Source organism: Chitinophaga sp. W2I13 (assembly GCF_050434005.1).
In the GTDB taxonomy this organism is placed as follows: Bacteria; Bacteroidota; Bacteroidia; order Chitinophagales; family Chitinophagaceae; genus Chitinophaga.
This window is the reverse complement of sequence record NZ_JBNPWD010000001.1, coordinates 5916628-5930221: the sequence shown is the minus strand read 5'-3', so window position 1 is coordinate 5930221 and position 13594 is coordinate 5916628. Positions and strand designations below refer to the sequence as shown.

The window sequence follows — 13594 nt, the reverse complement described above, 5'->3', positions numbered from 1 at the left end:
CGCCGGAGACAATACCTGTAAACCGGTATTTCTATTGCTTTGCAGGAGACGCCGCTGCCGGCCGTTTACGGATAAAAAGAAAGCCCATAAATCCGCCCATAAAGCCCAGCCCTGCCGATAACCGCATAATAGTTCCATAAGCGGCAATAAACCCATCTTTATAAACTTTACGGATGGCCTGCTGATGCGCGGGGTCAATATCCGCAGGCAGGGCCGCATTGCCCAGGTTCACCGTTTGCGCGATCACCGCCTCCCGCTGCGCACCACTTAGTGGCAACGCATGGATTTCCCGCTGCACCGCTCCCGAAAAAAACAATACTGCCAGCGCACCAAAAATAGCATTGGCAAAAACACCGGCAATACGGGTAACGGCATTGTTTACACCAGAGGCAGTGCCGGATAAATGATCGCTCACCGACCCCATCACCGCTGCGGTTAACGGCGCCACCGTGATAGACATGCCAAGACCCAACCCCACAATGCCCGGGAAAAAAGTAGTCCAGTAATCCGCCGCGCCCTGTGTTTGTTTTACAAAAGACAACAAGAGTAACCCACCGCCGGCAATACATGGACCAGCCACCAGGAATAAACGGGGACCGTATTTATCGGCCAGGCTCCCCGCGGAACGTGCAATGATGATCATTAATACAGTAAAGGGCAAAAAGGTGAGCCCCGACTGGAGTTGGCTGTACCCCTGCACCTGCACCATGTTCAGCGAAAGGAACAACATACCCGCACCAAGACCCGCATACAAAAAGAACGTAAGCAGGTTGGTACCGGTAAAGGTTAAATTCTTAAACAGGTGAACCGGTAGCATAGGATGAGGGCTTTTGTTTTCCACCACAATAAAAACAATCAGCAATATGACGCCACCTGCAATAGTGCCATATACTTCCGGGTGACGAAAACCCAGCACCGGCATCCGCAGGAACCCAAAAGTGAGCAGTGCCAGTCCTGCCGCCGTAAGCACCGCGCCGGGATAATCGAGCCGCTGATCCCCTTCCGTTTCCCTGCTCTCGCTTACCCTCAATGCCAGGAATACCAGGGCCGCCACGCCAATAGGCACATTGATGAAAAAGATATACCGCCACAACCCTGCATCTGCCAGGGCGCCACCGAGTATAGGTCCGCCCATAGTCACCAGTGTGGTGACGGACGACCACGTTCCAATAGCTTTCCCCCTTTCATTTTCATTAATGGAAGAAGTGATCAGGGACAGGCTTCCGGGAATCATCAATGCACCGCCAATACCCTGTATCATCCGGAAAATGATAAGCAGCGTGGCAGTACCGGCAAACCCGCACGCGGCAGAGCCCAGGATAAAAATAAAGATGCCTGCCATGAAAACTTTTTTGCGGCCAAGCCTGTCGCCCAACGTGCCGCCTATCAATATGAGAGAAGCCAGCATGAGCATATAGGCGTTTAATACCCAGAACAGCTCTGCCGCGGAGGCATTCAGATTGTGTTGCAGCGCAGGCAACACTACATTCAATGCAGTACCATCTATAAAAGCCATGGCAGAAGCGAGAATGGTGGTTACCATTACCCATCTGCCTTCGGAACTCCTGAGTGCTACGGTTGTCATGATAATCATTAACGTTCAACTGCTTAAAATGTTTCCTTCCTCATCGATGTTCGTTTCCGGACACGCCGGTTACGCAAGCGGACATTTTACATGATAACAAGGATCATAACGTTATCAATATCAATACTCCTGATGATTGGCATATTTTTCACGCTTTGACTGTCAATCTCACACTTCCTGTTATGTTTAAAAGTTACATAAAAATAGCCTGGAGAAACATGCTCCGCAACAAGGTATATGCTGCCATCAACGTAATTGGCCTTGGGCTTGGCATCAGCGCCTGCCTGGTGATATTTCTCAGTGTTCACTTTGAACTGAGTTATGAAAACTTTCACCCCGGCAAAGAAAATATTTACCGGATTGTATCGCAGCTCAATTCCCCTGAACGCGGCGCCCGTAAAATGTCGCGTGTGCCGGATTCAGCCCCGGAGGCTTTAACCAACAAATTTACAGGCGTTGAAACGCTCGCGGCTATTCATCCCATTTACCCCAAGGTAGCTGTTTATGGAAGCAACGGCGTGGTGAAGAAATTTGAAAACAGCGGCAAGCCCGATGTGTTGATTGCTTCTCCTGAATACTTCAGCATATTTCAATACACCTGGCTGGCCGGCAATCCTGCCACCGCTTTACAGGAACCCTTTAAGGTAGTATTAACCGCCAGCAAAGCAGCTAAATACTTCGGCGAGCTGCCTGTTGAAAAATACATGGGGAAAACCGTTCACTACAACGATTCTATCCCTTTAACAGTAGCGGGTATTGTGAAAGACCTGCCACGGAACAGTGATTTCCTCTTCAACGATTTTATTTCCTTTGCTTCGGTAAAGAACAGTCCGTTCGAAAATGAATTTGGGTTTGGTCAATGGGGCATGTTCGGTGGCACACAGGCTTATGTAAAACTAAACCCCGGCGCTGATACAGCATTGCTGAACAGGCAGCTGGCCGCCTTCGCCAGCGAACGGGTATTAGCCGAAACAGGGGAAAGCAAAGCCTTCCGGCTGCAGCCGTTGGCAGATATCCATTTCAACGGCGACTATACGGATGAATTCGGGCACAAGGCACATTTGCCTACGATGTACGGACTCATGGCCATTGCATTATTTATACTGATCATTGCCGCCATCAACTTCATCAATCTGTCTACCGCCCAATCAGTGGAGCGGTCAAAGGAAATAGGGATCAGGAAAGTACTGGGCAGCAACAAACGAAGCCTGGTAGTCTATTTCCTTACGGAAACATTCCTCCTTACGGTAGCTGCTGTACTGTTGTCGCTTTTAGCAGTAAAACCTTTACTGGATATTTTCAGTTCGTTTATGCCTGATGGTGTATCGCTGTATTTATTCAGCTGGCCTACCGTTGTGTTCCTGTTGCTGATTACTCTGTTCACCACGCTGCTATCCGGGTTCTATCCCGCAAAAATATTGTCGTCGTTCAAGCCGGTGCAAAGTCTCAAAGGAAGCACCGGGGTAAAGGGAAACCAACGGGGATATCTTCGTATAGGCCTGGTAGTTTTCCAGTTTACCATCTCCCTGGTATTTATTATTGGTTCACTGGTGGTGAATAACCAGATCAGGTATATGCTGAACAAGGATCTTGGATTTACGAAAGATGCGATCATCACCTTTAACACCAACCGCGCATATGCCAAAACCCTTCCACGGGTATTGGCGGAGAAGATCCGGTTACTGCCGCAGGTGGAAATGGTGAGCTTAAGCCAGGGCCCTCCTGCCGACAAAGGCCATTGGGGCACCGATCTTAAATACACGGGCAAAACCGAGTTGCAGGCAAATTGTCACCTGGAATTCGGCGATGAAAACTACTTGCCCCTTTACCAGCTGAAGCTGGTAGCCGGCAGGAACCTGCAGCCTTCAGATACCATGAAGGAAGTGCTGATCAATGAAACCTGCGCCAAAGCATTAGGATTTAAAAACCCGGCAGATGCGGTTGGCAAATTTGTAGAGCCTGGCATGAGGGACGGGCCATCCCCGAAAATCATACCCGTTGTTGGCGTACTGGCCGATTTTCATACCGTTGCACTCCGTGACCAGATCAAGCCTGTTTTCGTCACTTCTTCCCTGGATATTTGCCGGTTTGTAAATGTGAAGTTGTCGCTGGCCGGTTATACCGGCGCACAACTGCAACACACCATTGCTGATATACAAAAAGCATATGCCTCGGTATATCCCAACGAGAAATTCGATTACCATTTCTTTGACGATACCATCCGCAAATTTTACGAACGGGAACGGCAGATGGAACAACTGATGAACACCGGTATGACCATTGCCATCGTTATTTCCTGTCTTGGTTTATTTGGCCTCGCCGCCTTCACTGCCCGCCAGCGCACCAAAGAAATCGGTATCCGCAAGGTGCTGGGCGCCAGTGTGGCGAATATTGCAGCACTGCTGAGCAGGGACTTCCTCCGGTATGTTTTCATTGCCGCCGTGCTGGCCGCTCCCATTGCCTGGTATGCCATGCACAAGTGGCTGCAGGGCTTTGCCTACAGCGCTCCTATTTCCTGGTGGATATTTGTGCTGGCCGGCATCATTGCCATGTTCGTTGCACTGGTAACGGTTAGTTTCCAATCGGTAAAAGCAGCGCTTGCCAATCCGGTGAAAAGCTTAAAAGCAGAATAGTCAAATGATCATTTAATTATGCCGGCAGATCGACCATCTTTATTTATCTTCATTGTACGATTTTCGCAAAGATGTCAGGCGCTAGATGAAAAAGACGATTCTAACAGTATTAATTTACTGCGGCATAATAGGCACACCCTGGAATGATCTGAGAGCACAGGCTTCCACTGAAAATACGCGGTTGTTCCGCTTTTACGAAGACAATGACTTCATTAACCTCAATGGTAATGGAACGGACCAGGCATATACCAATGGTACGCGGTTCGATTTGTTTTATACCAGGCCGCAGCCTCCACGCTCCTTTCCCGACCGGTGGATGCCCAAAGCTGGCAAAGAAAGCATCAATACATATGGCTGGGGATTTATGCAGGTGATGTTTACGCCCAGAGACCTCCGGAAGGTGGTGCCGGTGCCGGGCGACTTTGCCTATGCCGGCGGATTGTTTATTACGCATACTATCCACTCCACTAACCCGGTCCGCAAATTCAACCTGCAAACGGAATGGTTTGCCGGTGTAATGGGTCCCTGGGCATTGGCAAAAGAAACCCAAACCATCGCCCATCGCATTCTCGGCTTTACCAGGCCACGGGGATGGCGTAACCAGATCGGGAACAAAGTGCTCCTGAATCTCAATCTCACGGCAGAGAAACAGGTAGCTGCCTATAAAAAAATAGCCGAGGTAACAGCAGGCGGTCAGCTATACGCCGGTACCATGCTGAATGGTTTCGCTGCCTACTCCCTGATCAGGATCGGTAAAATGCTTCCTTACTATAACGGGTATATCACCCAATACGCCAACACCAAGCACTGGCAGCTCTATGCTATCATCCGGCCCGGTGTGGAGCTGATGTTCACCAACGCGCTCGTGAAAGGCGTAGCGCCCGTAGAAAGCCCGGGCCAGCCGCCGCTTCCGGGTAACCGCCCCACCTATGCGAATAATAAACTATTAGCCGGGATAGACTGCGGACTGGTAGCCGTATTTGGAAAGGCGGGCTTCTCTCTCACCCAGAAAACCATGTCGCCGGTGATCAATGGAATATCACATCACGAAGTAGGTAATATTTCTTTCTATCTTGCCTGGTAATATTTACTTCCTGCTGAAAAGCATATCTGTGGGAAGGGGGACATCTTCCTGTCCTTCTGTTTTAATATAAATGGGCTGAAGATCTACTTCATTCTTTTTATGAAAATAATTAATCCGCAATGGATAAAACCCTTTCTCCAGGGGTACCATAAAGCTCTCGCCTTCTCCTGTTTTGAAATGCCCGCCAAGAATCAGCCGGTTATTTAAATACAACCTGGTATGGTCATTACCGGTTCCCATCTCAAAAATATAATACCCCGGCTCACTGATTTTAATATATCCTTCCTGTACCAATGCGTAATTATTCTTTTTTGAAACTTTATTAAGATTAAAATCTTTTCCGGCAATACCTGTTTCTACCGGCGTCAACTTTCTGAAATCATGTATGGTATCCCAGTTGCCTTCATAATATTTATACCTTAGTCCGCCCGGCAGGGCTCCTGCCGGCATCGGCATCGCAGGGAACACTTCTTCCACCTGAAAAAAACCATTTGCTGATTTGTCGTACTCCCTTCGTTTGCCTAAAGATTTAACGGTCACTTTTGAATCCCTGTTGATGGTAATGGCGGTTTCTTCGCCTGTTATCCGGGGAGAATAAATACCGGGTGTGGTACCATCAGTAGTATAACGGAGATATGCATCTGCCACCAGGTTATAGCATATTAATTTAAACGGCTTGTTGCGCAATACGATACCATTATCCGGCTTGATGGCAATTTTCCGGGATGTAGGGTAACCTCCTGCCGAGGCGTAAAAACCACCATAGGAAAATTTCAGTCCCTCCCAAAAGCCTTTGAAGTTTGTGGAATAATGCGTTTCATTGCTATACTGCACACATTTCCAATCGAGGCCGGGAGGAGCGTTTGCTTTGAGAATGGAATCCATGCCCGCCACGCCCATGAATTGATAGGCAGCGCCTTCGCGGCCTGCGATAAAAAGTGTGTTGTTCAGGGTGTCGCGCCGGACAAATTTTTCCGCTGCCAGTTGATGTAAATAAAAATGATTCCACCACAAACTCGGATCAATGGCTACAAAGGACGTAAACAGGTCAGGAGCGGTTAAAAACGTATACATTACAAACAGTCCGCCCATTGAACCGCCATACAAGGTATGTCCGCCTGGTTTTGCGTGATACCGCTTGCCGATATAGGGCATCAGCTCATTCCGGAAAAACAACAGGAACCGGCCGGCCTCTCCTGAGTTCGCAGACGTTTTTGTGGGAGCAAGATCCCTTTCCCGCATGTTCACGCCATGATGTTCAAAGTCCGGGATACCCACCAGGATCGTGTTCTTAGGAATAAAGCCTTCCCATTGCAAAAGGCTCCATTCCACGTTCAAAAAGTCCGGGATATCGCCCAGGCAATATATTACCTCGTATTCATCGGAAGCAGCGGGATCGTAATTTTTCGGAAGCACGACATTCAGCGGACGCATTTCTTTCAACGTGGCTGAAAAAAGGGAATCTTTTATTGTGGAAATGTGCTGCGACCTGGCTTTAATGCTAACCAGGAGCAGGATAAACAGCGGAATTTTGACGATGGTAGATAGGTTCATTTTACAAGGTATCTATAAAAATAAGATTTTTCTGTCGGTGATGAAGCCCCTCCTCCATCCGTTAATTAAATTTGTCTTTATGTAAAGTATACTTTACATTTATATCAGAAAAACAAGTCTCCCTATGTTCACAGCCACGAAATATTTCGGCATCGCACTGGTACTCGCAGGCATCCCTTTTTTCTGGATGAACCATGCGCAAACCGGTTCTGAACTGCCGCTCATCACCGGGTTATTCCTGATCTTTTTCACCCGCGAAAAAACAGAAGATGAAAGGGCGCAAAGCCTCCGTGCCAATGCGCTCATGATCAGCTTTGCATTGGGATACATCATTGAAGTGGCAACAACCTATCTTCACAGCAAAGGTGTACTCACCTTCCAGCTGTCTACTCCCCGCTACTTTATCATGCTGGTACTCACTCTGGGTATCCTGGTATTCTACATCAGGTTGCTTTTCTCTGGCAGCTACAGCAAGTAAGGCGATATGAAAAACACAATTAAAGTGCAGCGGGCCAAACAAAATATCACGCAGGCAGAACTGGCGGAGAAAGCCAAAGTATCCAGGCAAACTATTAACGCCATAGAACTGGGTAAGTTTATTCCATCTACTTTACTGGCATTAAAAATAGCACGCATCTTTGGCACTACGGTGGAGCAACTGTTTACATTGGAACCGCAGGATGAATAAAGAAGCTTAACCTTCCGGTAACAATGAGTAGCTATTTTGTGCATTATTTATTTTGCCTTCCACTACTTTATATATCGCGTACCCCAATGCGGGTGATGAACAGCAAATGTTCACAGACCTGTTCCGTAAGCACGGGGCGAAGATTTTCTTCTATTTTAAAAAATATGTAAAACGGGAAGAGATCGCCGAAGATCTTTTGCAGGAAGTATTTGCCAGCCTGTGGAGTAAAAGGGATCGCCTGCAACAGGAAAAAAATATCACTGCCTATTTATTTGTAAGCGCGCGGAACCAGCTGTACAATCACCTCAAACAGGCTGTGACCACTGCTACCACTACCCTTCCGGAAGATACGCTGCCACTGTCATATGAACATGTGGAAGAAGCTATCCGTTACAAAGAAACAAAAGCTACCTATTACGAAGCCCTTTCCACCCTTCCCCCGCAACGCCGCAAAGCCTTTATCCTCAGCCGTGAAAAGGGATTGTCATACCAGGAAATTGCCACAGAAATGGGTATTTCTCCCCGCACCGTTGAAAAACATGTTTCGGCCACGCTCCACTTATTAAGAGATAAAATGAACGATCCGTATGTCCTCTGCCTTTTGTTCATAATTTGGTAACACTGCGGCATACGGGTAGCGGAACAAAATTTTGTACCTGTTGGTATAAAGTATTGTCAACGTGAATTTACAACAAGCAAAACACCTCGCGCATAAAGTCCTGGCCAACGAGGCCAACCCGGAAGAGAAGGCTGCTTTACAGCAATATATTCAAGACAACGCCCTCCTCCCCGGTTTGGAAGAGCAGCTGTTTCCATTACAGGAACTCATGTCTGCACCGGATAGCGCATTACCTGCTGGTATGGAAGAAAGGATCCTGACCCCGTTAACCGGTGGAAACGCTCCCGCAATTCCCGCACGCCGGCCTGTACTTCGCCAACTGCTGCGCATCAGCGCAGCCGCTGCTGTTGTGCTCATAGTATGCCTGGGCGCCTATCGTCTCCTCCATACTGATCGCACACCGGAGACAACGCTTCAAACGCTGGTTACGCCCAATGGCAGCCAGGGTAATATTACACTGGCAGATGGTACACAGATCCGGCTCAATGGCGGAACCACACTGCGTTACCCATCTTCCTTTACCGGTAAAACCCGGGAAATATACCTCGATGGCGAAGCCTTCTTTGAAGTAAGCAAAGATTCCAGTCACCCGTTTATTATCCACGCACCTGCTTTTACAACTACCGTACTGGGTACCTCTTTTAATATCAAATCGGCTGCCGGGCAGCAATTATCCGAAGTAGCCGTGGCCACCGGTAAAGTTCGTGTAGCCGCCACCGTTGCAGGAACGGCAGATTCGGTCGCTTACCTCACACCGGGCGAAGTTGTTTATTACCACCCCAATGATCCGGCAGGGATACATAAAGGCAGCATAGCATTTAATATGATCGGAGCCTGGAAAGACCGGCGCTTCCATTACGATCAAACACCGCTGCACAGCATCCTTCACGACATGGAAAGTGCATACGGACTGCATTTCCGGGTAGTAAACCCGGCTGTATTGTCCTGTACCTTCAGCGCCACTTTTAATAACATGACGGCAACGGAAATCCTCCAGACACTGGCACTCATGAGCCAGGTGAAATTCCAGATAAAAGACAGCCTGACCGAAGTCTCTGGTCAGTCCTGCAACTAATAAAAAAACCGCCCTGTTTGCGGCAGGGCGGCGAGTCCATCATAAAATTATCATGAACATCAAAATCAATTTCAAAAGTATGTATTTTATCAGAGAGTTTTTGTCACTTCTAAAAAACAGGATACTACTGCAAAAAGCAGGCGCAGTATGGTTGCTATGCTTTATCTGTTTTTCCGGTTACAGCCAGCAACCTATTAAAACACCTGTTACCATTATTGCCAGCAACAAAACATTAAAGGAGATCTTTAAAGAATTAGAACAAAAAACAGGATACACCATTAACTTCCAGGACAATGTGATCAATGCCCTGCAAAAAGTATCGATTGAAGCCCGCCAGAAACCACTGGACGTAGTTTTACAACAATTATTACAGGGCTCCGGAGCAAACTTCCGGCAACAGGGTAATATGATCCTCCTGTTTAAACAACCGGCAGAAAGCAGTCCGCAAAAAAAAATACCCGGCAAATTAACCGGCAAAATCATCGATGAGGAAAATGGTCAGCCTGTTGTTGACGCTACTATCCGGGTAGGCAACACGGGCACCACCAGTAATGCCGAGGGTGCTTTCAGCCTTACGTTGCCCCCCGGGAATTATGTTGCCACAGTAAGTTTCATCGGATACGGAACAAAAGAAATCAATAAAATTGAACTGAAAGATAATCAACCCTTTCCTTTAAATCTCACCTTAAAAAGAGCAAAAGGTCAGCTGGCGGGTATTGTGGTAAAATCAAGCGCCGGTAAGGAAAGTACTGCCTCCTTTTATACCAGGCAAAAAAATGCCGCGACCGTAACAGACGGAATCTCTTTTGAACAACTCAACAAACTCCCGGATAACAATGTGGGCGCAGCCCTGAAAAGGATCAGCGGCGTATCGGTGGTTGACAATAAGTATGTAGTGGTGCGCGGCATGACAGAACGGTACAACCAGGCCATGCTCGACGGTATGATACTCCCCAGCACTGATGCCAATAAAAGGAACTTTGCTTTCGACCTTATTCCCAATGAAATGGTAGGCGAAATACTGGTTAACAAAACCGCTACGCCTGATGCCAGCGCTGAATTTGTAGGTGGCCAGGTGATGGTGAAAACACTGGACATACCTTCCCGGAATTTCACCGTCATCAGCATTGGCGAAAGCATCAATACCCAAACAACCGGTAAAGATTTTTATAGCCTGGGCAAAAGGCAAACAGGCGACTATTTCGCAGTGGAAAACGGCCAGCGTACCATCCCCGGCAATACCGTTTCCTGGTCGCTCTACAACCAACAGGAAGATCCAACAAAAATAGTTACCGACGCCAACGGGTATAAATATGGATTTGAAGGCGCCATAGACCAAAGTAAACGGTTTAACCCCGATGGCTTCCGGCTCTATCAAACCACCGCCTATCCGAATCTCAATTTCAAATACATTATGGGCAGGGTATATCAACTGGATACCGCAGCCAACAGGAAGATCGGGTTCACCGGCGGTATCACTTACCGTAACCGGAATCAAACAGATGAATTCAGCACTACCCGCGGACTCGATCTTTCACGCGACTACTTCGTTACAGACACCGCAGGAAAAGGGAAAATATATAGTTTCAGTACAATTGCCACTGCCTTATTGAATGTTGGCTATAGCACCCGGAAAAACAAAATCACATTGCGGAACCTCTATAGCCGGAGTTTTGCGGAAGACTATTACCGCTCGCTGGAGTTCACGGATGATTTTAGTCACGGCCGGCAACGGACTTCCCTGGTGATGCCGGTGTCCACCTCCATACAACAACATAAACTGGAAGGCGAACACCGTATCACCCGCGGTGGGCTCACCCTCAACTGGATGGCTGGCTACGCCGCCATGAACCAGGTGTATAATGATGTGCGCAGCTTCCAGTATGGCCCTGCCAATAAAACCTTTGGTGATATCTACCAGGCCAGCAATCCCTCCAGCAATGCGGCTACACAGGCAAGCTGGTCGTGGCCTTACCGGCTGTGGTCCAATGTGGAACAAAAAGATTATACCTGGGGTATGGATATCAGTCAGCCTTTCCAATTCCTCCGTGGTACCAGCATCGTGAAAGCCGGGTACAATGGCTGGGACAAAAAACGCCGCCAGTCGATGGATATCTTTAAAATATATACCGCCTATCGCGGCCTGGACGTTGAATTCCTGCCTTATCATATCCAGATGGACGCAGATCATGTAGGCGTGGGAAAAGGGCAGACCTATTATTGGGGGGATCTGGAAAATGGCGACCAGGCAGCGTCAGGCTCCCAATACCACGCGATATACGCTATGCTGGATCAGCGCATGTTTCAAAAACTACGATTGGTGTATGGTCTGAGAGCAGAAAATTTCGGACTGGCAAATCAGCAACTTGCTGAACTCAGAAGGATAGCACAATTTAAAAAAGAGCATCCCGATCTTGCCTATAACGGCACACTGCCCGTGCTCACCGGCGAAAAAAACTGGAACTTCCTTCCCGCTGCCAATCTCACTTACAGCATTACCAGTAAAATAAACCTGAGAGCAGCTTACAGCAAAACAATGATTCGCCCCACCTTCCGCGAAACATCCGTTACGTCTTTCCCCGACCCGGCTATGAACGCGCTTATCAGCGGGGGTAATATCAGCAGCACCAAAATAGATAATAAAGACCTGCGCTTCGAATGGTATCCGAAACCCGGTGATATGTTGTCTGTTTCTGCCTTCCATAAAAAACTGGATAAACCCGTGGAACTGGTGGTGAATTCACTCAACAGCACCCCCATCGGCATGGCTTATCAAAACCAGCATTCAGCCACCAGCAAAGGGCTGGAAATGGAATTCAGAAAGAACCTGGCCTTTATTTCCGGGCTGCTGAAAAACATGACCATCTATGGTAACGGCGCCTGGTTTGCCTCGAAAGTAAATACGATCAACCGGGTAGATGATCCGGCCACTCCCGGAAAAAAAATAGAGCTACTGAAGGAACTCGACCGGCCACTGATGGGCCAATCCCCCTATCTGGTAAATCTTGGATTACTATATGAAGAAGACGGCTTTAGCGGTAACATCGTTTTTAACCGCACTGGCTACCGTCCCAACTTTGCGGTAGATGGGCAGCCAGGCGCTTCAGAATTCCGTGCCGCCTATAGCCAGCTGGATTTGCAATTCTCCAAAAAATTATTCCACAACAAAGCGGAGTTCAAACTAAACATTACCAACCTGCTCAACCAGGAAGAATTTTACTATCGTAATATCAAAGGTTATGAAACAGGTTTTATCAATGGTAAATACCAGATCATTAAATTGAAGTACTATGTTCCGGCCGACAGCTACTTCCCGCCAGCCAACGGAAATCCCGACTACCGCTATAGTGATTTTGTAAAGTTAAAAGACAACTACAGCGCAAAACAAGGCGATCAGAAAACTTACAGCATCAAAAGAGGGATCAACATGAACCTGTCTTTCTCTTATAATTTTTAATATCATCTGCCATGAAACAATTCCTTCATTTTACTTTAGTGATGATCATTTTATTGACCAGCAACACTTCCTGCAAAAAGGAAACAGCGGCAGATGATTTTATCGTATTTGGACAGCTGAAGATAAATAACGCTACCTCCTATAGCGCACTCCGCTTCGGACTGGAAGGCTATCCCAAACAAATACAATCGACTGACTTCATGAAGCTGGAACCAGGTGTCAATAAGCTGCAGATATGGGGAATTACAGAAGACCCGGCGGATAAACCTGTTTTTCTTTTCGACAGCCTCCTGCGGGTAGAAGCCACACAAACCTACGAGTTCACCCTGTTTCAGCCGGATGAAGTTACCACTCCCATTGCGTTAGTCAATACCCAGGCAGCTGAATCCAAACCTCCTGCAGGTTTTATGAAAATAAAAGCCGCCAATTTTGCTACCCATTGCTTTCCCCGTGAAGTAGACCTACAACTGTTAATGATGGACTTCAGCCTGGGCGACATAACAAATGTAGACACCATCCCACAGTTAAAAGCTGCATTTGACTCCTATGGGTTATATCAAACACTGGATGCCGTCAATACTGATGGATATACGATCTTCTATATCCTGGACCCCGTTACGCATGAACGGTTACATCCTGATTTCATTTTCGGTATTGATCTCATGAATTACACTACCGGCAAACTTTATGAGGTAGTTACCCTTTTTATCTATGAAAAACTGAACAACGCGGGATCTTTCACCGGCACAGACGGCAATAAATATGACGTCGCTGTAAAGGCCCTGTACCTCGACTAATCACCGTTGCTGCGAAGCCCTGCCCGTACCGGAGCAGGGCTTCAATATCATTTTATTAACCTTCCTTAACATTAATGCAAGGCTTGTTAACCTGCTTTTGCC

Annotated in this window: 10 protein-coding genes; 8 read left to right on the top strand and 2 right to left on the bottom strand. The window is 47.6% G+C overall.

The features are described from left to right. Positions 1 to 31: 31 nt before the first annotated feature. Entirely contained in the window at positions 32 to 1585 is a 1554-nt protein-coding gene (locus QFZ48_RS24435) for an MFS transporter (protein ID WP_429064089.1), read from the bottom strand. A gap of 182 nt (positions 1586 to 1767) precedes the next feature. On the opposite strand from QFZ48_RS24435, the gene QFZ48_RS24430 reads away from it, so the two are divergent. Next, positions 1768 to 4218, top strand: coding sequence for an ABC transporter permease (locus QFZ48_RS24430; RefSeq protein WP_429064088.1), 2451 nt, complete (start codon positions 1768 to 1770; stop codon positions 4216 to 4218). Positions 4219 to 4303: 85 nt separating this feature from the next. Then, a complete protein-coding gene (locus QFZ48_RS24425; RefSeq protein ID WP_429048717.1) occupies positions 4304 to 5302 on the top strand; it encodes a lipid A-modifier LpxR family protein in 999 nt (332 codons plus the stop codon). A 3-nt stretch (positions 5303 to 5305) separates the two neighbouring features. On the opposite strand, the gene QFZ48_RS24420 is transcribed toward QFZ48_RS24425, so the two are convergent. Next, positions 5306 to 6856: an alpha/beta hydrolase-fold protein gene (locus QFZ48_RS24420; RefSeq protein WP_429064085.1), complete on the bottom strand. Its 1551-nt coding sequence runs from the start codon at positions 6854 to 6856 to the stop codon at positions 5306 to 5308. Positions 6857 to 6980: 124 nt separating this feature from the next. Between QFZ48_RS24420 and QFZ48_RS24415 the strand changes: the two genes are divergently transcribed. The 6 genes from QFZ48_RS24415 (at position 6981) to QFZ48_RS24390 (ending at position 13492) form a co-directional block, all read left to right on the top strand. Beyond that, complete coding sequence (locus QFZ48_RS24415; RefSeq protein ID WP_429064082.1) at positions 6981 to 7334, top strand: hypothetical protein; 354 nt, start codon at positions 6981 to 6983, stop codon at positions 7332 to 7334. Between the two features lie 6 nt (positions 7335 to 7340). Beyond that, positions 7341 to 7544: a helix-turn-helix transcriptional regulator gene (locus QFZ48_RS24410; protein ID WP_429048723.1), complete on the top strand. Its 204-nt coding sequence runs from the start codon at positions 7341 to 7343 to the stop codon at positions 7542 to 7544. 52 nt (positions 7545 to 7596) lie between these two features. Then, complete coding sequence (locus tag QFZ48_RS24405) at positions 7597 to 8163, top strand: RNA polymerase sigma-70 factor (RefSeq protein WP_429064078.1); 567 nt, start codon at positions 7597 to 7599, stop codon at positions 8161 to 8163. Positions 8164 to 8224: 61 nt separating this feature from the next. Then, complete coding sequence (locus QFZ48_RS24400) at positions 8225 to 9238, top strand: FecR family protein (RefSeq protein WP_429064077.1); 1014 nt, start codon at positions 8225 to 8227, stop codon at positions 9236 to 9238. 100 nt (positions 9239 to 9338) lie between these two features. After that, complete coding sequence (locus tag QFZ48_RS24395; RefSeq protein ID WP_429064076.1) at positions 9339 to 12695, top strand: TonB-dependent receptor domain-containing protein; 3357 nt, start codon at positions 9339 to 9341, stop codon at positions 12693 to 12695. A gap of 11 nt (positions 12696 to 12706) precedes the next feature. After that, positions 12707 to 13492, top strand: coding sequence for a hypothetical protein (locus QFZ48_RS24390; protein ID WP_429048730.1), 786 nt, complete (start codon positions 12707 to 12709; stop codon positions 13490 to 13492). Positions 13493 to 13594: the final 102 nt, after the last annotated feature.